General features: G+C 55.7%; 18 protein-coding genes. 4 read left to right on the top strand and 14 right to left on the bottom strand.

All coding sequences use genetic code 11. From position 1 onward, the window contains the following. The 9 genes from HYT79_07465 to kdsB all read right to left on the bottom strand — a co-directional run. Positions 1–245 (bottom strand): DNA polymerase/3'-5' exonuclease PolX (locus HYT79_07465; GenBank protein ID MBI2070429.1); only part of this gene is annotated, 245 nt, incomplete at its 3' end. A 16-nt stretch (positions 246–261) separates the two neighbouring features. Beyond that, entirely contained in the window at positions 262–846 is a 585-nt protein-coding gene (locus HYT79_07460; GenBank protein ID MBI2070428.1) for a hypothetical protein, read from the bottom strand. Next, positions 831–1898, bottom strand: a complete 1068-nt coding sequence (sppA, locus tag HYT79_07455; GenBank protein ID MBI2070427.1) for a signal peptide peptidase SppA — start codon at positions 1896–1898, stop codon at positions 831–833. Before sppA ends, HYT79_07460 begins: the two co-directional genes overlap by 16 nt. Next, positions 1840–2388, bottom strand: coding sequence for a hypothetical protein (locus HYT79_07450; protein MBI2070426.1), 549 nt, complete (start codon positions 2386–2388; stop codon positions 1840–1842). Before HYT79_07450 ends, sppA begins: the two co-directional genes overlap by 59 nt. A gap of 11 nt (positions 2389–2399) precedes the next feature. After that, positions 2400–3104 (bottom strand): protein-L-isoaspartate(D-aspartate) O-methyltransferase, encoded by a 705-nt coding sequence (locus tag HYT79_07445; protein ID MBI2070425.1) that lies wholly within the window; start codon positions 3102–3104, stop codon positions 2400–2402. A 2-nt stretch (positions 3105–3106) separates the two neighbouring features. Next, positions 3107–3550, bottom strand: coding sequence for a D-tyrosyl-tRNA(Tyr) deacylase (locus HYT79_07440; protein ID MBI2070424.1), 444 nt, complete (start codon positions 3548–3550; stop codon positions 3107–3109). Between the two features lie 6 nt (positions 3551–3556). Further along, entirely contained in the window at positions 3557–4492 is a 936-nt protein-coding gene (locus HYT79_07435; GenBank protein MBI2070423.1) for a DUF1460 domain-containing protein, read from the bottom strand. Beyond that, positions 4467–5093: a histidine phosphatase family protein gene (locus HYT79_07430; GenBank protein MBI2070422.1), complete on the bottom strand. Its 627-nt coding sequence runs from the start codon at positions 5091–5093 to the stop codon at positions 4467–4469. Before HYT79_07430 ends, HYT79_07435 begins: the two co-directional genes overlap by 26 nt. Then, positions 5094–5879, bottom strand: a complete 786-nt coding sequence (gene kdsB, locus HYT79_07425; GenBank protein MBI2070421.1) for a 3-deoxy-manno-octulosonate cytidylyltransferase — start codon at positions 5877–5879, stop codon at positions 5094–5096. Positions 5880–5930: 51 nt separating this feature from the next. Between kdsB and HYT79_07420 the strand changes: the two genes are divergently transcribed. Next, positions 5931–6947 carry a hypothetical protein gene (locus HYT79_07420; protein MBI2070420.1) on the top strand — a complete coding sequence of 339 codons (1017 nt, stop codon included), beginning with the start codon at positions 5931–5933 and terminating at the stop codon, positions 6945–6947. A gap of 2 nt (positions 6948–6949) precedes the next feature. Here the strand turns inward: HYT79_07420 and HYT79_07415 are convergent, their stop codons facing one another. From HYT79_07415 to HYT79_07405, 3 genes are all read right to left on the bottom strand, one after another. Beyond that, positions 6950–7126: a hypothetical protein gene (locus HYT79_07415; protein MBI2070419.1), complete on the bottom strand. Its 177-nt coding sequence runs from the start codon at positions 7124–7126 to the stop codon at positions 6950–6952. A 28-nt stretch (positions 7127–7154) separates the two neighbouring features. After that, the gene (locus tag HYT79_07410) at positions 7155–7661 is read right to left on the bottom strand and encodes a hypothetical protein (protein MBI2070418.1); all 507 of its coding nucleotides are present in this window, start codon (positions 7659–7661) and stop codon (positions 7155–7157) included. A 257-nt stretch (positions 7662–7918) separates the two neighbouring features. Next, positions 7919–8155, bottom strand: a complete 237-nt coding sequence (locus HYT79_07405) for a hypothetical protein (protein MBI2070417.1) — start codon at positions 8153–8155, stop codon at positions 7919–7921. 62 nt (positions 8156–8217) lie between these two features. On the opposite strand from HYT79_07405, the gene HYT79_07400 reads away from it, so the two are divergent. Genes HYT79_07400 through HYT79_07390 form a run of 3 tightly spaced genes read left to right on the top strand, consistent with a single transcriptional unit; the run spans position 8218 to position 18988 of the window. Then, positions 8218–10818 (top strand): hypothetical protein, encoded by a 2601-nt coding sequence (locus HYT79_07400; protein ID MBI2070416.1) that lies wholly within the window; start codon positions 8218–8220, stop codon positions 10816–10818. A 2-nt stretch (positions 10819–10820) separates the two neighbouring features. After that, a complete protein-coding gene (locus tag HYT79_07395) occupies positions 10821–17339 on the top strand; it encodes a hypothetical protein (GenBank protein MBI2070415.1) in 6519 nt (2172 codons plus the stop codon). Continuing rightward, entirely contained in the window at positions 17339–18988 is a 1650-nt protein-coding gene (locus HYT79_07390; GenBank protein MBI2070414.1) for an acyl-CoA dehydrogenase family protein, read from the top strand. Before HYT79_07395 ends, HYT79_07390 begins: the two co-directional genes overlap by 1 nt. 38 nt (positions 18989–19026) lie before the next feature. On the opposite strand, the gene HYT79_07385 is transcribed toward HYT79_07390, so the two are convergent. Together HYT79_07385 and HYT79_07380 are read right to left on the bottom strand one after the other, a co-directional pair. Beyond that, positions 19027–19224 carry a hypothetical protein gene (locus HYT79_07385; protein MBI2070413.1) on the bottom strand — a complete coding sequence of 66 codons (198 nt, stop codon included), beginning with the start codon at positions 19222–19224 and terminating at the stop codon, positions 19027–19029. Positions 19225–19305: 81 nt separating this feature from the next. Next, on the bottom strand, positions 19306–20541 hold the full coding sequence (locus tag HYT79_07380; protein MBI2070412.1) for an ammonium transporter: 1236 nt from the start codon (positions 20539–20541) through the stop codon (positions 19306–19308). Positions 20542–20613 lie beyond the last annotated feature (72 nt).

Genomic DNA, 20613 nt, shown 5'->3' with positions numbered 1-20613 from the left:
TTAAGCGCGCCTGTGTCCGCGATTTCCCGGATATGGGAGGCCATGGCTGAACCGATTCCGTTAATGGATTTAAGCTCCTCAAGAGGCATGTCCGCCAATCGCTGGGTCATGCCGGAAAGCACTTGAACCGCGCGTTCATAGGCTCTGACGCGGAAAAAGTTTTCCCCTTTGATGTCCAACAACTGACCCATGAGCGAGAGGATATTAGCGATTTGGGCGTTGCTGATTGCGGATCGGGCGGACATGGTCGCCGGGTGAGGGCTAGGCGAGCATGGCGGTCACTACCATGGCGGACGCCAAAAGAAAAATGGCCGCAAGCCCGGCAAAAACAGAGCCGACCAGGAGAAGGTAAGGCGAGAGCACGAGGCCGATCATGGAGAGTTCCCCCATATCCGCGAAGCGCCGCCTGATTTTGACGTAGAGAATGACGTACATGAGGAAAGGAAACAAGCCGTTTAAAAACTGGCTTAAACTGCGCGGGTAATCGAGCCCGAAATATTGCACCACGGCCATGGACAACAGCAGGATGGGCGCGGCCAGAAGATAGCTGGATTGGGCGGTTAACGTGATGTTGAGCAGTTCGGTCCAGGAAGGCTCGCGTTCGGGTTTTGTGCGCAAAAATTTGATCATGGTCATGATGCTGGCGGCCAGAAAGAATGCTAACAGAAAAGTGCTCAACAATTTCGACCCGAAAACCGGGATGATTTTAAGCACCGCCAATTTTTTCCCATGCAGCCAGGAGTTGTCCATGAGCAGGCGATTGATGGAGATAAGAACCAGGAGAAGCCAGGCCGGCCCGTCCCAGGGCCGCCCCAGCGGGCCCAGCGCTTTTAGTACCCTGTCCACAGGTAAAGAAGCCCGGTGGGCGGCAAGGCCGCTTCAGGCGCCACCCATTTCCAAATGCCGGTGGGCGATGAGCCTTTCAGAATTTCTTCGAGAAAATCTTCTTTGAAATCACCATCCCAGATGATTTTCGGCTCCCCGGTGATTTTGCCCATTTCTTTGGCGAGATCGATCGCGCCCTTGTAGCCGGAATCCTGGTCCACCAATTGAGCGGCTCTGGCTTGGGAGCCCAGGAAAATGCGCCCGTCCGCCGATTTTTTGACTTCCAAGGGCGGGATTTTGCGTCCTTCGGAAACCGCCTGCACGAATTGCTCATACGCGCCGTCGATCATGCTTTGCAGGATTTTACGCTCATCCGCTTCCATGGGCCGGAAAGGATTGCCGATGTCTTTGTAGGGACCGGATTTGATGGTGTTGAAGTTGACGCCGTATTTTTTGATCAGACCGTCGAAATGACCGGTTTGGAAAATGACGCCGATGGAGCCGGTGATGGTTCCGGGTTCCGACACGATGCGGTCGCAGGCGCTGGCCACATAATAGCCGCCGCTGGCGGCTACGTCGCCTAAAAGCGCGATCACGGGCTTGTTGTGCTTCATGCGGAGATATTTGATGGCTTGATAAAGTTCTTGGGAGCTGGCCACGGTGCCGCCCGGAGAGTTGATCCTTAGAATGATGGCTTTAATTTGTTTTTTCTTGGCCATCCGCTCCAGATTTTTTTTGATTCGGTCCACCATGGTTTCGTTCCAGAATCCGCCTTGCCGGTCCATGCGGATGACGCCGTCGAGGCGGATGATGCCGATCGCGTCTTTTTTATCGAAGTCAAGAATTCCGAATTTTTGTTTAAGGCCTTCCGGCTTTTGGGATTCGCTGTCCGCGACTTTGGGCCTGGGCCCGGAAAAAACAAGAATCAAGGCGGCCGCAAGGCTGGCTGCGTAGAGCAGGCCCAAAAGCGCCGGCCACGCGGCAGCGCGGCTTTTTGGCGCCGGGATTTCCGGGCTAGGGCCGCTTGTCTCCGGTTGCGGTTCCTGTTGAGGGTTCTGTTCCCAATTGTCCATTGTTTTGATTCTCTAATTTTTTCAAGCGAATATCTTGTGTCAGCTTTTTTCTAAGCTGCAATGAATCGACCCGGATTTTTTCATAAGGCAGCTGGTATTCGGTCGCCATTTCGCGCAAGCGCGCGCCGCGTACCCGTTTTTGAGCCAGCTCCTTGAGGGGCTGCTTGCCGCCTTCGGCGATCATTAAAAGCGAAATGATTTCCGCCCGGCCGAAACCCCGGCGCATGTACATGGATAGGTCTTGGGCCGGGTTGCCGGTGGAAATGGCGATGATGGACCAGTAATCCGTGGCCTTGGTTTTGGTTAATTCCTGGGTCAGGGCTTGGGCGTAAGGGTCGATGGGCGGGAGCGTGGGGCCGGTGGAATCCTTTTTGGAATAGGGGTCATCCATCCCCGGGCCGACGCCCATTTGAAAATCGTATTGGGCCCGGGCATGGTTGGCGCAAACGAACAACGCCGCAAGAATGGCGGCTGCGAGTAGAACTGGCACGGAAAGTCTCCTCATCCAGGAGTTGTTTGCCGTTCGATCTCGCCGCGCATGGGCACGAACATGACGCTGATTAATTCCCTTTGGGCGGCCTTGGGCGGGTTTGGAGGATCGGGTGTCTTTTCGATCAAAATCAGTTTTTGTCTTGATCTTGGTCCGATGGGCGCGATGAGTTTCCCCGGAGCGTTCAATTGCAGCATCAGGGCTTGGGGGATGCGCGGCGCGCCCGCGGTGATGATGATGCGGTCATAGGGCGCGTCTTCCATCCAGCCTTTGAAGCCGTCCGCCACTTTGACTTTGACGTTGGTGATATTTTCCCGGGCCAGGTTTTCATTGGCCATGAACGCGAGCTCAGGGATCACTTCAAGCGAAATCACTTCTTTGGCCAATTGCGCCAGCACCGCGGCTTGATAGCCGCATCCTGTGCCTACCTCAAGGACTGTTTCAGTCCCGGTTAAAGCGAGTTTTTCCGCCATATAGGCCACGATATAGGGCTGGGAGATGGTTTGGTTTTGGCCGATGGGCAAGGGCCGGTCCGCATAAGCCAAGGCCGGGGCCACGTTCGCGGGCAAAAAATGATGGCGCGGCACTTCGCGCATGGCTTTCAACACGCGTTCGTTCCTGACGCCCCGGTCCACGATTTGATTGGCCACCGCGGTCTGGCGGATGCGCACCCACTCCTGCTCGGAAATCGTTTGTTTGCGTTTAGCGGACCACATCGTCAAGTCTCCACCGTCACGGTCACCGGGCCGTCATTGGTGAGCGAGACTTCCATATGCGCCTGGAATTCCCCTTCCTCCACGCGCTTGACGCCCGCGGCTTTAAGCTCGTCGATGAATAATCGGTACAAGGGCAAAGCGGTTTCCGGCCGGGCCGCCTGGGTGAAGTCGGGCCGCCGGCCTTTGGAGGCGTCGCCGTAGAGGGTGAATTGGCTGATCACCAGGCACTCCCCGCCCACATCGAGCAACGAGCGGTCGAATTTTCCTTCATCATTCGGAAAGATGCGCAAATAAGCCGCCTTTTGGGCCAGGGTCTTGGCCGAGTCTTGGGTGTCGGTTTTGCTCACTCCCAAGAGTATCACAAATCCCGGGCCGATGCTGCGGCGAATATTTTTTTCCCGGACCGCCACGGAAGCTTGGCTGACCCGCTGGATAAGCGCCCTCATGACTCGTTATCGCGGATCAAGGACGGCGTTGAAATTCATCCCCAGCACTTTCCATCTCGCGCCGTTGTATTTGTTGATGTAGGCGTCCAGAGCTTGCTCCTCGACCGTGCGGCCCCAGGCCGCGTGGCGCACATACGCGCCGTCGGGTTTTTGAATGATCAGGCCCTGGTGGGTGATTAAGACCATTTGGTCTTCCCGGTTTTCGCGCACCACGTTGAAAATCGATCCGGTCGGGATTTGTTTGGCTTTGCCGGGCAGTTCGCTGGCCGGGATATAGGGGATGCGCGCGGTTTCATCGGGGAGGGCGCGGCCCGTCTTTTTCCATTTATCCGCCAGGCGTCTTTTTTGCTTGGCGCTCAAATGGTCGAACCCCTGAAGGTCATTGGTGCTTTTGGCGACATACCATTTCTGTTTGGAAATCGTTTTGCTTTCCCAGGCCACGGATTCGCCGCCGATTTTGTTAGTGATGTCTTTGAGAAAGCCCGCTTGCGCGTTGTTGGGGATCCAATCCGCTTCCGGAAAATGATTGCGCGCGCGATAGAAAACGCGGGCGTCTTTATAGCGGATTCGCTGAAGAACGGAGTCCATGGCCGATGATTGAGGCGCCAGGGCCATGGACATCACTGTTTCGATGAAAGTCGTGCAATCCGCGCAATCAAAGCGCAGCATGGGATCGCGGTCGAATTCCCCCTCCGGCCCTTCTCCGAGGGGGCCCAGTTGATAAGGCATGCCCAAAAATCGTTCGCTGATCATGGCGATTCTTAAGTTGACGTCGTTGGGATGCTTTTGCCGGGCTTCATTGATGATTTGCGCGATTTCTTGTCCGGAAGGAGGTTGATAAGCCGGCGGCTCATCGGCAAAAACCGGCAGCGGCAGCGCCGTGAAAGCGGCGAGCAGTAATGATCGAATGTTGAAATTAAGGCTCTTTATTCCATGAAACACAGAAGAATCGTCCTCCTTCATAGTGCAGTTCCCCGTAACGGCCCGTGCCTATTTTGAATGATTTGTTTTGAACTCGTTCGTCCCATTCGCCTTCGGGCAGCTTGAGAAAAAAGCGCAGCACGCCGTTGCTGCCGACTAAAACCACGTTTTGCCCGCGTTTCCCCGATATGGCGACGGTGCGGGCCAATTCATTGATTGAATTGATAACTTCCTGCTGCGTCGGTTTCCATCCGGCGTTATCCGGCCAGCGGGATTCCTCCTGCCAGGCGCGCCAGGATTCATAGCCGAATTCTTTTTGAATGCTCTCGTCGGTTTTTCCCGTCCATCCTCCGTAATCGATTTCTCTTAAGGTTTCCGTGACAATGGGGGTAACGGCGAGTTCCGCTTCTGTTAAGGCGATTTGGGCGAATTCCTTGGTGCGTTTAAGCGGCGAGCAGAAAACAGCCACGGGTTTGATTTTTTCACGCAGCAGTTTTTGTCCGAAGGCTTTCGCCTGCAAGCGGCCTTTGTCCGTCAAGGGGAGATCTTGGCGAGCGCCCACAGCCACGACTTTTTCTCCGTCGTTGAACGTATTGCCGTGGCGCACAAGAAAAAGGCGCACTTAAACCAGCTCGCCTTCTTTCTTGATGATGTCTTCAACCATGGCGATGTCGGAGGGATTGTCCACGGACCAAAGCGTGCGGCCGCGCGTGTCCACTAAAACGACGTCGATGGGCAGTCCGTGTTCCAGCGCGCGTAATTGTTCGAGCTGCTCGGCCAGCTCGAACACGCCGGGGGGCAGGGCCACCCAGCGTTTGAGCGCGTCCGGAGTATAGGCGTAAATGCCCAAATGTTTGTAGACGGGCAAATCCGCTGATTTTGGGTCGCGCACATAGGGGATGATGGACTTGGAGAAATAAAGCGCGCGTCCTCGTTTGTCAAAAGTGACGGTCGTGCCTCCGGCTTTCCCATTTTTTGAGGCTTCCCGGAATTTTTCAAAAACGTCGGCAGGCAACCGCACCGCGGGCGTGGCGATTTCGCAGGAGGGATTGCTCATCATTTTGTCGATTAACGCTTCGATAATCCAGGGCGGAGTCAAGGGCGCGTCGCCCTGAAGGTTGATGATGACGCCGGCCTCCGGCTTCAAATTTTTAACCGCGTCAAAAACGCGCTCCGTCCCATTCGCGCAGGAGCCCGATGTCATCACCGCTTGAGCTCCGATTTTTTTGGCGTGATCGAAAATTCGCTGATCGTCCGTGGCGATCCAAACGCCGGACGCGTTTTTAACGGCCCGGGCCAGATGCCAGACGCGCTCGAGCATGGTTTTTCCGGCGATGGCGGCCAAGGGCTTGCCGGGAAGGCGGCCGGAGGCCCATCGGACGGGGATGATAATAACGGCTTTCTTCACAGGATCATTTTAAACAATTGAGGAACATTCTCTCTTTTCCTGGTAATCTTAATGGGCATGCTATTGCTGATTTTGCTTCTCTTGCTGACGCCGCTTTGGGGACAGGAAGAGGATATCTACGCGGAAATCGATGAGCGTTACGCTAATGAAGCCGCGGCGCGATTCTGCGCCGATCCTTATCAATACGTCTGCAATAGGCCGCAGGTGACGGCCACCGAACAGCGCTACCGCTCCAGGAGGGACGATCTTGAAGGAAGAATCTGGCGGCGCAAAAGCAAGGCCAAAAGCATGGATGATTTATTCGGGCCTGTCCTGGAAATGCTGGGCTCGGACCTGGACCGGGCTTCTTTGCTGCATCAGCAGAGCGTGTTGGATGAAATCCGCAGAGACTTATTGGGAGCCATCAATAGGCAGCCGGGCTTGACGTCGGCGTCCAAGGGCGCCGCGTTCGGGGCTTTGTCGAACGTGACCATCCAGGCGCCCAACCGTTTGATGACCGCCCCGCAGAATTTTTATTATTCAAACCGATTCATGGAAATCTGCGCTTTAGAGGGATTGCGCGCCAATGCCTTCCCCGTTTTTGACGACGATTGGCCCTTGCTTTACCTGTGCCCCGGTTATTATTTGGCCATTGCCGGGTCTTGGGATGAGAACAACATGCTTTCTTCGGTTTCCGGGGACAGGGCCTTTCTGGTCGTGGCGCATGAATTGGGGCATTTCATCGATTACAGCAGCAATCCCGGTTTCCCCTACAATCGGATCGCTGATTGCGCCGAGAGCTACCCCGACGCCGGCCGTGAACGGTATTTGAGGGAATACACCGCGGATTATTGGGCGGCGGAGGCTTTGGCCTATCACCTCAAGGACCGTACCGACAAGGAATTAATGATTCAGTTTATTGCGGATACAACCGCGCTGTTTTGTTTTTCAGGTTTCCGGGAATCGAGCACGCACCCGTCGGCCAGGGTTTTTTTCAACGACATCCTTGGGCTTAATCCCGAACTGCGCAAGCTGTTAGGCTGTCCGGCTCCCGAGCGCAGCCGTTGCGATTTACAGCCGGACGAGTAAGATTAAATTTTTTCCAGTTTCCCTTCGCGGATATTGTCGACCAGCATATTCCACTGGTCCTTGGTCAGCACCGCGACTTTGTCGTCTTCCCCGATGGTGACGGTTTCATCATTGTGAATTTCGACCGTGGGGCAATAATATTCGTTGAGTTTACAGAGCACGATTTTTTTGTTGGCCATGGGATTCTCCTTAAGGGTTGTCCGGGCTTTAAGCCGCGATCAGTTCTTTGGGCCGGCCGGCGTTGGCCGCCGCCCGTTTGGAAGCAAGGCCCAATCCGGCGATGGCCCGCAACTCCGTTGCGCTGCGGAATCGCTGCCGGGCCGCGATATGGGGTTTATTGGGCCGGTGGAAAGTTTGAGGCGCTCGAGGGGTCTCGTTCGCCTGGTTTTTAGGTCGGGTCAAATAATAGAGAGGAATGCCCAAGGCCACGCCAGCCAGCAGGCCCGCGGCTGCGATAGGCCACGCGCTGCCGGGTGATTTGTCGCTAAGGCTTTTTTCGATTTCGGAAATCAATGGGTCAGCGGCAGGTTTCCGGTTGTTCTCGCGCAATGCCCAAGCTTCTTTTTTGGGCTGAGTCCTGGGCGCAGGCGCGGCCTTGTGACCGAGCAATTCCTTCAAAAAATCGGGGCTATTGGCGGACATTGTTCTGATGCCTTGGGCGGCGCGGTTGTCCAGGGGCTGGAGTTTTTCCTGGTGGTCGAAAATCTCGGACATTCTGCCGATTCTCCGCTCGGTCTCCGCCGAAGCGACGGGAAGATGGCTAACGACGGCGCAGAGAGCTAAGGTTGACGTCAAGAAAAGGGTTCGTTTCAGAGCGCGATTATTCATCATCGATCAGTTGCCGTCCTTTATTTTAGCTTAAAGCGAAATTAATTCAACGGTAATAGAGCTTAACTAATCAATGGATTTTTTGGTTGGGTCTTAGGGTTGAAAAAGAATAGGGACTAAAGTCCTATGCGCTAAGGCGGGGTTTATTTATCGATCATTTTGGAGCCGAAGATTTCCCATAGACCTAAAAGAATGGCCGCAATAGCCGCGAATTTGAGCAGGGGCGAAATTTTTCCCGTCTCCTGTTCAGTTTGGACGGCCGCTTCTTGAGCCATGACCATGCGTTCTTCCGCCGGCTTCCATTTGGCGAAAATGAGCCCGCATTTGCCGCATTCCGGAGTTCCGTCAGGGCTGTCTGTCTTACAATTAGGACACTGCACGATATCAAGGTTAAGCAGGGTTTGGTTCAAATGCAAGCGGCAATTTGGTTATCATAGGGTTGTTGCAAAAAACCGTTTTCGAGCCATCCGATTATTCCGCGATCAAGGAATTTGACCGGACCTTGTACGACCGCTTGTTGGGGCGGCCGGGCGAATATCCGTACACGCGGGGCATTCATCCGGACATGTACAGCAAGGGCAATTTGCCGACGGTCAGAAAATACGGCGGCTTCGGCACCGGCGCTGAATTGAACGCCAATATGAAGGAGCAAATCGCTTTGGGCGTGACCGGCCTCTCCATTGCCTATGATTTGCCTACGCAAATGGGCCATGATCCGGATCACCCGTTGGCTCAGGGCGAAGTAGGCGTGACCGGGGTTTCCGTGGCCTGCCTTGAGGATTATGAAGAGGCGTTTTTGGGGATTCTTCCGGATATCGCAGCCAAAGGCATCGGCGTTTCCAAGACAATCAATGCCACGGCTCCGATTTTATTGGCCTTTTATGTGGCCGCCGCCAAAAAACAGGGCGTTCCCCCAGCCGAGCTTCGAGGAACCATCCAAAATGACGTTTTAAAAGAGTACTTGGCCCGCAATACCTTTATTTATCCTTTGGCCGGAACTTTGCGTTTGGCCCGTGATGTGTTCGCCTGGTGCCGGGCGAATTTGCCGCGCTTTAACACCATCAGCATTTGCGGTTATCACATGCGGGAGAAGGGCTCCACCGCAAGCCAGGAACTGGCCTATATGTTCGCCAACGCCATCCAATATATCGTCACGGGCATGGCCGGCGGATTAAAGCCCGATGATATCGCCGCACAAATGAGTTTTTTCATCAATGTCAAAAAGAATTGCTTGGAAGAAACGGCCAAGTTGCGTGTCGCCAGAAGGATTTGGGCTCAGATCATTAAAGAAGGTTTCGGCGTTGACGCCGAGCGCCCGCAGAAGCTGCGCATGCAAAGCTATACCGGCGGCAGCGATTTAGTCAAGCAAAAACCGCAGTTGAACATTGTCCGCGACGCGGTCCGGACTTTGGCCGCCGTGTTGGGCGGGCCGCAGGGGACCAATACGACGTCGTTCGATGAAGCCATCACCATCCCCACGCCCTTATCCCAGCAAATCGCCATCGACACGCCGTATATCGTTTTGCTGGAGAAGTCGCTGTCCGGCATTATCGATCCGTTGGGAGGTTCGTATTATTTGGAATCGTTGTGCGACCGGCTTGAGGCCGATGTCTGGAACGAATTGGCGGCCGTCGCGCGCTGCGCGAGTTACCAGAAGGCCTTGTCGCGTATGCATCAACGTTTGGAAGAAGAGGCTTACCGGGAGCAGCGGGCTATGGATACCGGGCAGCGTTTGGTCGTGGGTGTCAATGGCAACCGGGAGGGCGAGCATCTTTATCCCGAAGTGCCGATTTTTGCTCCGCCCGGGGACCCGCGCGAGCGCGAACGCTCGCGCCTGGAATCCTTTCTTGACTATAAGCGCCGCCGGCCAATGGCTCTCGTTGACGCAAGTTTAAAAAGCTTGACCGCCGCGGCGCAAAGCGAATCGGACAATGTCATGGAAGCGATTTTGGCCTCGGTTGAAGCCGGAGCCACCTTAGGTGAAATCAGCGATACGTTGAGGAAGGTTTTCGGAACAGGCGGCTCGGCAGAGCCCTGGGAGCCTTCGGCTCCGATTGACGTTTTTAATGAGCCTTTGCGTTCATTCATCGGTAAAAAAGCCGCCGAGCACAAAAGCCGACCCTTCTCATCGAAAGCCTTCGGCCGGCTCGAAGACGTGCGCTATATCCTTAAATCCGATACCGGAAATCCGGAGGAACCCGGCGTTTTCCCTTATACGCGCGGCTTATCCGCGTCTTTTAAGCCGTGGAAGCCGGTGTCAAGGGCTGCCGCGGCCCCGGCTGTTTTAGCCGACGGTTGGTCCTATCGTGAGCAGGGCGCCGATGCCGTCCGGGAACTGGCCTTTAGTTTCTACGACGCGATGAGCCGGTTGTCAGCCGGCCGGGCTCGTTCGGGCAGCCGCTGCCTTTTGCTTTGCGCGCATAATGATTTTATTGAGGAAATCGCCAAATTTCGGGCCGCGCGTAGGCTTTGGGCCAAACTTAACAAAGGATCGAAACTCGAGATTTACGCCCGAACCTCATCCACGGCGTTGACCCGCGTGAAGCCCTGGAACAACATCGTGCGCAGCGCGCTTCAGGCGCTTGAGGCTGTTTTAGGCGGCGTCCAATATTTGGAAATTTTGCCGTTTGATTCCCCATTTCGCCCGGCCCTCCGGCGCGCGACCGAGTGGTCATCCTGGGCCGCGCAGTTGGCTAAAGACACGCATGCGGTTTTGCTGCATGAAATCGGATTAAATGGGCTGGTCGACCCGTTGGGAGGATCCTTTGCTTTGGAGGCCAGGACCGATGAGATTGAAGAATCGGCTCATCGGGAACTCGACAAGCTGTTGGCTCTTGCGCCTAAAGAAGCACAAAGGTATATTGCAAATTCTTTAGTTCATTCGTTGCCGGCCCTGGACCAGAAAAAAGTATATCCTGAGCAAAGTCGAAGGATGAATGGAACGCCTATTGTGGGTTTGAATATACAAACCAAGGGTCCCGACCCTCGTCCTCGGTTGCTGCCCATAAAAAAATCATCATCGGTTCGCAGAAAAGGAGTGTAGGTATGGCTAAAAAACATCGCGTTGAACATGTGCTGCCGGCATCCAATCCTAGATTCATCGAAAAAGCCGCTCAATCGGATGCGGATGTTTTATTTTTGGATTTGGAAGACGCGGTCGCGACCAGCGTCAAAGTCGCCACGCGCCAAACGCTTATCGATGCGGTGAAAGCCACGGACTTCAAGGGCAAGAAAGTGTTCGTGCGTCCCAATAACCTGCGCACCAAATGGGCGGCCGGAGACTATTATTTCGTGATGCGCGAAATCGGAAATTTGGTGACGGGCGTGACCTTGCCCAAAGTCGTGGGCGCCGAGGATATCGACGTCGTCGACCGGATTTTAACGGCTATCGAAGAGGAAAAAGGCTGGCCCCTGGGCCAATTAAAAATCGAAACATTGATCGAGCTGCCCAGCGCCGTGCTTCAGGTCGAGGAAATCGCCCGGATTATCCGGGATTCGGGCCGCGCCGGCGCCTTGATTTTCGGGCTGGTGGACTACACCGCGGCCACCGGCGGCCGTCCCCAAGCTCAAGAGGAGCAATGGACGTATCCCGTTTATCCCAAGAAGCGCATCGTAGACGCGGCTAAAAAATTCGGTTTGGATGCGATCGACGGCATCACCATTCACGTCAAAAATTTCGAACAAACAAAAAAAGACGCGCTGTTGGCTTCGCAGTTCGGATTTACCGGGAAATGGAGCCTGCATCCGGAGCAAATTCGCGCAGTTTTGGAAGCGGACAAGGAGCGTCCGTTCACCCCAAGCCGCGCCGACACCGCGCCCGGGCGCAACCGCCCCGGCGTCAAACCTTTTCCTTATAAAGAGCTCGAGCGTCTGGCTAAGGAATCGCTGCCTGTTTTCTCCCCGTTGACCCCCCGGTTGAAAGTGACCAAAGCGCGGCGCAGCGTGTGGACGGGTCCTGCTGTTGCGGCTCCGGCCGGCGTGGATGATGTGGCTCAAACCGTGGTTGCGGTTAAAAATCCTGACGATGTCCGCCAGGCTGCGGCGAAACTTAAACCCGGCCAGGGGATGTTCCTTAAAATCGATGCGCCTGAAACGCTGGCACAGGCTTATGAACTGGCCACGGCCTCGGAGCGCGTCGAGGGTTTGATTTATGCCTTGCCTTCGCAGGGCGACGCCTTCGAGTCCAAAGGCGCTTTGGTGGCTGCGGCCAGCGCCGCGGACGTTGACGCCATCGACGGCCCCGCTCTTGCGGCCAGAGCCCAGGAAGAAGCGCAACGCGCCGCCATCATGGGATTTTCCGGTAAAGTGGCGGCGTTGGAAGGCGAAGTGGTCATTTACAATAAAATCTTTTCCCCCACGCCCGAGGCCATCGCCCGAGCGCTCGAGGTGGTTGAGCTTTATCATAAGGCGGACGTGGAGCGCGGCTTGGGCGCCATCGTTTATGTCGATCCCAGAAAACCCAATGCCCAGGAAGAGTTGGTGGACGCGGCCACAGTCAAAGTGGAGCGCAGGATTTTAGCGGTCGCGCACAAGGCCAAGCTGTTTACGCCGGAGCAGGAAGCCCAGTATCAGAAGATTTTGGACCGGGAAAAGAGCCAGGACCCCCGCAAGGGTTCCGGTCCTGCGCCCGGATCAGGCTCTTCGTCTTCGGGCCAGCCGCAGCCGGCGTCGAATATTAAACGCGTCTCGATTTTGGGCGCCGGAGAAATCGGCGCGCCCTTGGCCGCGCGCATGGCCCGGCACGGGGTCAAAGTGGCGTTGGGCACGCTTCATCTCGACACTTTGGCCAAAGCCGAGAAAAAGATCAAATCGTCCCTGGAATTTCGAGCCAAAGAAGCCGTGGGCATTCTGCCTTTGGAGAAAAAGCTGGCCAAAGCCTCCCCTGACGAAAAATCGGTGATCGAAGCCAAGATCAAAGAATTATCTCCTCAAATGAAGGAATTAAGGGACCGGTGGCAGGCTAATATCACGACTTACCAGGACACGAATTATTTGAATTTGGTCAACGCGTTAAGCGCCCAGGCGCCGCAAATGGTCGTTGAGTGTATTCGCGAGGAGCTGTTGACCAAACAGTCCATTCTGGGCGAATGGGCCAAGGCGTTGCGCAGGCTCAAAACCTCGGACGCCAGTTTCAAGTGGCCGGTATTCGCCACAACCACGTCTTCGCTGTTGGTTACGGAGATCGGCCGTTCCCTGCCCAAGGAAGCGAGGGAGCGTTTCCTCGATTTCCACCCCTTTAATCCCCCCGACCGGATGGATTTGGTTGAAATCGTTTACGCTGAAGAAACCGATCCTTCCGTGGTCGAGGAAACCATGGCCTTCGCCAAAACATTGGCCTTGGAGCCGGTTCTTGTCAAGGATTCCTGCGGGTTTATCGTCAACCGGATTTTGTTCGTTTACCTCAATGAGGCGGTGCGCATGCTCGAGCGCGGCGAAGCCAGCCTAGAACAGATTATCCGTTCGGCTTATGATTTTGGCTATCCCATGGGTCCATTGCGTTTGGTTGATTTTGTGGGTGTGGATGTCGCGGAAGCCATCATTTCGAACCTGCACAATGCCTTGCCCGCGTATGCCGAAACCCCCAGTCTTTTGTTCAAAGCTTTGCTCGGCCTGGGCCGCTACGGCAATAAAAGTCAAAAAGGATTTTTCAGCTATGCGCCCGTGGTTCCAGTGGTCGCGGATGTGATCCGCAAGCGAAGCGCGGAATTGGGCGCTGATGAACGATTATTGGAGGCCGCCGCCAAATTGGGATTGCCGCTGGATTCATCCACGATGGATTTATTAAAGACCATGGGCGTTGACCCCGAAGGTTGCGGCCGGTTGGCCGAACTTTTGGGGCGTTCCCGGGCGGCTCTTGATGAAGAGGCTCTCAGGCTCCTGGCCCGTTATGGCGTTTCTTTGACTCAAGGCGCGTCTGATTTTGATCCCTTGCGATTGCCGTTGGTTATGCTTAACGAAGCGGCGCGCATTGTTGAAGACGGCTTAGCCTCGGTGGCGGACATTGATTTGGCCATGGATTTAGGCACGCGTTTTCCTGAAGACAAGGGCGCCGGCATCCGCTTGGCCGACGGCGTTTACACCATTGCTCACGAAAAAAGCCGGGAACCGCTTAAGAATTTATACGCTAAAACCAAATACCCCAAGCTGTTCGCATCCGGTCCCTTTGGCTGGGCGTTGCGCTTCGGGCTCGAGGAAGCGGTGCTGCGTTTGGAATCCTTAGCCGAACGCTTCGGGCCGTTGTATGCGCCCTCTCAATTTTTGCGCGATTTGGAATTAGGCTGCATTCCCAAGCCGGACAAAAATAATCGCTTCAGAACCGTAGCGTACAAGCGCGCGTTCGTCAAGCCCAAAGGCGCGGCCGGACCGGCGACCGAAATTTTCGAGGAAGGCATTGTGCCGACGATCAGCAATATCGGGGCTTATCAGATCAGGGCTTCGGTCCTGATTGCGGATATCAACGCCAACTGGAAATGGGGCACGCGGGATTACCCCATTGATTTATCCAAATATCATCACGAATCAGGAACTGTGGGCGGCAGCGCGGGCTTGGTGTTGGTGACCGAAGTGGGCAAGGAACTCGCTCAAGTGGGCACGATTAAACCCGGCGATATCGGCATCATGCTTTCCGGAAAGCATGATGTCATCACCACCGAAGCGTTGGGCGGCAGCGCCCAAGCGCATCGGAGTTTCCGTATCCACGCCTATGAAGCCAAAGATCCGTTGGAAGGCAGCTATAGCCAGGAAGTGGTTCTCGATTGGTCGCAATTCGTCAAAGTCGACGAGGGCGCCTATACGTTCGAAGAATTGGGCGGCGTGGGCCTTGTCTATCCCACGGTGCAGCATGCCTGGAACGTGTTGAACGTCAAAAAAGGCGATGTGGTTTTAGTCGAGGGCGCGGTCGGCGGCACGGGCGCGGCTGCGGTTGAAACCGCCAAGTCCAGGAACACGACCATCGTCGGCCTGGTTTCCTCCGAGGAACGGGGCCGCCGCGCCATGGAGCTTTACGGAGCGGACTCTTTCATTGACCGAATCAAACATGATAATGATGAGGATTATGTCAATCGCGTCAAGGAAGTGGTCAGGGAATTGACCGGTTCAAAACGCCTCTTGGACAAAGTGTTGGCGTATTCCGGGCAAGGCATGTTCGCGCGCCATTTACTTTCCGTCAGGGAAGGCGACCCGATGGACGCCCAGGATTACGGCGGGCAAGTCGCTTATTTCGGCGCCGGTGAAACCGGATTCGCTTTGGAGATCCCCGGAACCGCTTCCGATACGCCGCTGGAGGCCATGTTTGATCGCATCGCCAAACTGCGCCGGGAACGATACCGCGTGCCGCAGATGCGCCATTGCCTGATTGTGGCCGGAGAGGACGATCAGGAACTCAAACAAGCCGTTCAAATCGCTAAGAACCGGCGTGCGGACATTATCGTGGCGGTTCAAGACGATCGGCGCGAGCGCATGGTCCACGACTGGAAAATTCTTGATGAAAAAGGCTGGTGGCATAAGGCCAAATCAAGGGACGGCGTGGTGAATTTATCCCGCCTCGGGATTAAAGTCGAGCGCATGCCCGAGCCGCCGGCTATCTTGCCCGATCATCCTACCGAAGAGCAGAAAAAAAATTACGAAGCCAAACAGCAGGCTTATCACAATTACATGCGTCAGTCCCTGATTCCCTTCGGCAAATCGTTGGGCGAAATTTGGGGCAAGGATTCGACCGGACGCCCGCTGTATCCCGACGTAGCCGTTGTTTTGGCCGACGGGGCGTTGGCTGAAAATGTTTTGAATCACATCATGTTTACCGGATTCTTTACGCAAATCGGCTACCCTAACGATACCTCGCGCCTGAAGCTCAGGTGGCATGCGGCTTTGGGTTGGATGAATCAAAATTCCATCGTGTTGTCGAGAAAAGCGATTCTCGGCACGCATTACGCCAGCCCGGCCGAATCAACGGCCATTATCGACTGGATTATGCGCGGCGTGATCCGGCCCGTGGCGACCGAAGGCTATTGGCCGCGCCAAATCGGCCAGGCCCAGGAAGGCATCGGGACCGGTAAGAACGCGATTCTGATGGGCGTTTCAAAGCGCCATTTAAAAACTCTTGAGGATGCGTACCAAAGCCAGGATATCGCGCGTTTCATTGAGCCTTTAGGCCATGCCGAGGAGCCGATTAGAAAATTGGCGGCGCGAAAAATTCATAAAGCCGTTTCTTTATTAGCTGTTGAAGCTAAATCCGTTTTGGGTTCGGCCGGATTGGGCGATCTCATTCTTTGGCCGCCGACCGCCGGATTGGCCGTCGAGCCCAAGCGTTTCGAAGCGATCCGCGCGGCCTGGGGTTCCCCTGAGCTGGCGCAGGTGCCTGCCGAACATCAAGCCCGCGAATTCACCGTGCATGTGCCGGGCGCTCCCATCGATATTTTGATGCCGGCGGGCGAAGGCGCCATCAGCAAGTACTTGAGCCGCTTCGGGCATGGCTTGCAACAAATCGAATTTGTCACGCCCGATGTTCAACGCGCGACGGAGCTTTTAAAGAAATTCGGCCTTTCTCCGATTTACGAAGCGCCGAGGCCGGGAGCCAACGGCACGAAAGTCAATTTTGTTCTGGTCCCCCTGGCCGAGGATCGCAAAGTCCTCGTGGAACTCGTTGAACTTGTTCCGGGCGCGCGGGTTTCCTTGGCGCCCATGACCATGACCGCTTTGGACATCAGGGTTTTTGCCAAAGCATCGGGCGACAGAAATCCGTTTCATCTTGACGAGGTTTATGCTCAGCGCAGCCGTTACGGCGCCTGCATCGCCCACGGCATTTTAACGGTGACCAAATCCTTGGCTCATTTAGAGGAATTCGCGCCTGGCTATGATATACGATCGATTGAAGTCCTCAAGTTCACGGCCGCGGTTAAAGTCGGAGACCGGTTTTCCCCCGGTTTCGAAATCAAAGAGAAAACTTCAGAGGGTTTTCTGCTCGGCGTCACGGCGAAGAATCAGCATAGCGAGGACCTTTTTGAAGCGCAAGTGGATATGGTCCCGGCTTATTTTCATCCCGGAGCGGCGCCGTCAGGACGTCCGGTCGCGGCTTCCTGGGCTTTCCGCTGGTCCCGGGACGTCGCGCCTTTCGTCACCCGTCCGGCTCCTTCGTTGAAATCAGGCGATAACGCGGCCTTTCGGCCCGGCACGCCGGACACCGGATGTTTTGTCCTCTCCGAAGATACGATGCGCGCCTTTGAATTCATCGTCGGTTCCGGCAATCCTCATTGTTCGCGCCTGGCTTGTTTGGGGCCCATCGGCTGCACCTCCGCCCTGTTTGCGCCCGGGTATATTTTGGCCGGCGTGCGCGCGGGCAAGTTCGCGCGGATGTTGAAAACCGGGGAAGCGATTCAGACGCGAGTCAAGGTGCTTTCCGTCGAGACCACGAAATCCGGAAAAACATTGGCGAAAGTTTCCATCGATGTTTTGGATGAACACGGTTCCGTGTTGACCGAAGGCCAGGTCACTAAAATTTTGGCTGAACTAAAAAACACGAATGGCGTCTCCAAAGAAACCAAAGACGAAAAGGTCAGGTCAAAATAATGGCGGATACGGCCGAGCCGGTTCTTCGAGCTGCCTTAGCGCTCGAGACGAAAATAACCGAGCATTTGGCGGATGACTGCTCGCTTAAGGGGCAAATTTCTGCGGATAAAATCGATGAGCGTCAATTGGCCGCTTATGATCTGGCTTATCTTGCCGCCCAGTTGCGCGCGGCGCGCGCCTTATGGCGGTTTGCCTCAGAGTCCGGGCAGGATCTCGATAAGCGCCTGGCCGCGTTTTTGATCGCTGATGCCGCGAATGATTTCGCCGGCCGGGTTAGGTCCCGATTGCCTGAATTTGGCCTGACCAAAAAAGAGTTTGAAGCGACGTTGGGCGGCGATCAATGCGCGGCTTGGATCGCTGAAACGCTGGCGCCGGCGTTTTACGGCCCGGCGGCCAGGCTGTTGACTCAAGACGGGCCGTTGTTGGGTTTATCCTCCGAGCACGAAGAAATCAGGCAGCTGTTTAGGAAATTTGCCGAGACTAAAGTCGCGCCTGTGGCCGAGAAAGTGCACCGCGAAGACCTTTTGGCTCCGGAGGAGGTGATTCGCGATCTGGCTCAGATGGGGTGTTTCGGACTTTCCGTGCCGCAGCGCTACGAAGGTTTTCAGGATGACGCCAAGCCGGATAATCTGGGCATGGTGCTGGCTACCGAGGAACTCTCCCGCGTTTCTTTGGGCGTGGCCGGTTCTTTGATCACCAGGCCGGAAATTTTAGCCAAGGCGCTTTTAAAGGGCGGCACCGAGGAGCAAAAAGCCAAGTGGCTTCCCTTGATCGCCACCGGGCAAAAAATGGTTTCGGTGGCCGTGACCGAACCCGATTACGGCTCGGACGTGGCCGGAATCATCGTCAAAGCCCTGCCCAAAAACAACGGCTGGGTGATTCAGGGCACGAAAATGTGGTGCACGTTCGCGGGCCGGGCCGATTTGTTGATGGTTTTAGCCAGAACCGACCCGGACGCGTCTAAAAAGCATCGGGGCCTGTCCGTTTTTATCGTTGAGAAGCCTCCGTCCGATGGCCGCAGTTTCAGCTATGACAACCCCAAGGGTGGGCGCATCTCCGGACGCCAAATAGCTTGCATCGGTTATCGCGGCATGCATACCTTCGAGGTTGTTTTTGAGGATTTTTGGGTGCCTGCCGAAAATTTAATCGGCGGCGAAAGCGGTTTGGGCAAAGGGTTTTACCTGCAAATGGAGGGTTTTGCCGGAGGGCGGCTCCAAACCGCAGCCAGGGCCAACGGCGTGAGTCAGGCGGCTATTGATGAAGCTCTCAAATACGCGCTCGCGCGCAAGGTCTTCGGCAAACCCATCGCCGAATACCAGATGACTCAATGGAAACTGGTGCGCATGGCCGCGCTTCTATCGGGCAGCAGGCAATTGACGTATGAAGTCGCTCGGTTGTTTGACGAAGGCAAGGGTGTGATGGAAGCGTCTCTGGTCAAGCTTTTCGCTTCGCGCATTGCGGAATGGATCGCGCGCGAATCGACTCAGATTCACGGGGCCATGGGCTATGCGGAGGAAACGGCCGTTTCCCGTTATTTTGTGGATGCCCGCGTGTTTTCGATTTTTGAGGGAGCCGAAGAAATATTGGCTCTTCGCGTGATCGCTAAAACGCTGTTCGAAGAAAACCTAAAAGCCCGCACCCCTGCTTGAGCAGGCGTTCGTTTTTTCTTGCCGGTCAACCTACGGTTTCAGTAGTGGCTTTGTCCGCTGCGATGCGTTTCGTGCCCGTGATGGCTGCCGTGCTCATGGCGATGCCTGTTGCTGGCGTCTGATTTTTTGTGATGGTGATGATGATAACAGGCTCCTGCCATCGAAGCCGCAATGATGAATGCGACGGCGGATAGAAACCATTGCGCGCGCCGGTTGCTGCCTAAGATGCGTTTCACTGATTTCCCCCTTTGACCATGCCTCAGGCATGGTCAATCAAGGGTAACACCCCGGCGCTTTGCGCGCAATAGCTTGTTACTTTACAAGCTGTAGCCCGCTTCCCCATGCTGGGTCAAGTCGAGCCCGATTTCCTCTTCTTCTTCGCCGACGCGCAATCCGATCACGGCATCGATGGCCTTGAACATCATCCAGCTCATGATAAAGGCGAAGGCTCCGCAAGCGAGAACGGAAACCGCCTGAACATAGAGCTGATGAGGATTGCCGTAGAAAAGGCCGTTTGCTCCGTTGGCATTGATGGTTTTCGTGGCGAATAGCCCGGTGGCCAGCGCCCCCCAAATGCCGCCGATTCCGTGAATGCCGAAGGCATCCAGCGAATCGTCATAGCCTAATTTGGCTTTGACGCGAATCGCTCCGTAGCAGAGAATACCCGCAATAGCCCCGATCGCCAATGCAGACAAGGGCGTGACGAATCCGGCTGCGGGTGTGATCGCCACTAGACCGGCCACCGCGCCGCTGGCCGCTCCCAGGGCCGTGGGCTTGCCTTGGCGCCACCATTCGGCGAATAACCAACTGATCGTGGCTGCTGCCGCGGCCGTATTGGTGGTGACAAAGGCTGCTGTCGACAGGCCGTTAGCTGAGAGCGCGCTTCCGGCATTGAACCCGAACCAGCCGAACCAAAGAAGCCCGGCTCCCAGAAGCGTCATGGTCACATTGTGGGCTTGAAGCCCTTCTTGTCCGTAGTCTTTGCGCTTGCCGATAAACAAGGCCGCAGCCAGGGCCGAAAGCCCGGAGCTGATATGAACGACATTGCCTCCTGCGAAGTCGAGAGCCCCCATGTTTTTAAGCCAGCCCCCGGCTCCCCAGACCCAATGAGCCAATATGTCGTAGACGAATGTGGCCCAAAGCACCGAAAAGACTAGGAAACTTTTGAACTTGATCCGTTCGGCGAAGGCCCCGGTGATAAGCGCGGGCGTGATCACCGCGAACATGGCCTGATAGATCATAAAGGCCTGATGCGGAATGGTCGCGGCATAGTCGGCGTTAGGTTCCAATCCCACGCCCGTCAACCCGAACCAGTCCAGGCTGCCGATGAAGCCTTTGATGTCCGGCCCGAAGGCGAGGCTGTATCCCCAGAGCACCCATTGGATGCCGATTAAGGGCACGGCCATGAGGCTTTGCAGGATCGTTCCGATGACGTTTTTTCGGCGAACCATGCCCCCGTAGAAGAGCCCGAGCCCGGGGGTCATGAGCATCACAAGCGCGGTTGAGAGGAGCACAAAGGCCGTGTCCCCAGCGTTTACGTTTCCGTGGTCCATGAGCGTTCCCTCCTTATTCGTCTTTTCATCCAGGGTTCCGTTCGCTCGCACACACGGACCGTCCGGCCGCCG

It is taken from the genome of Elusimicrobiota bacterium (genome assembly GCA_016180815.1).
Taxonomy (GTDB): domain Bacteria; phylum Elusimicrobiota; class Elusimicrobia; order JACQPE01; family JACQPE01; genus JACPAN01.
This window is presented reverse-complemented; position numbering and strand designations above follow the sequence as displayed.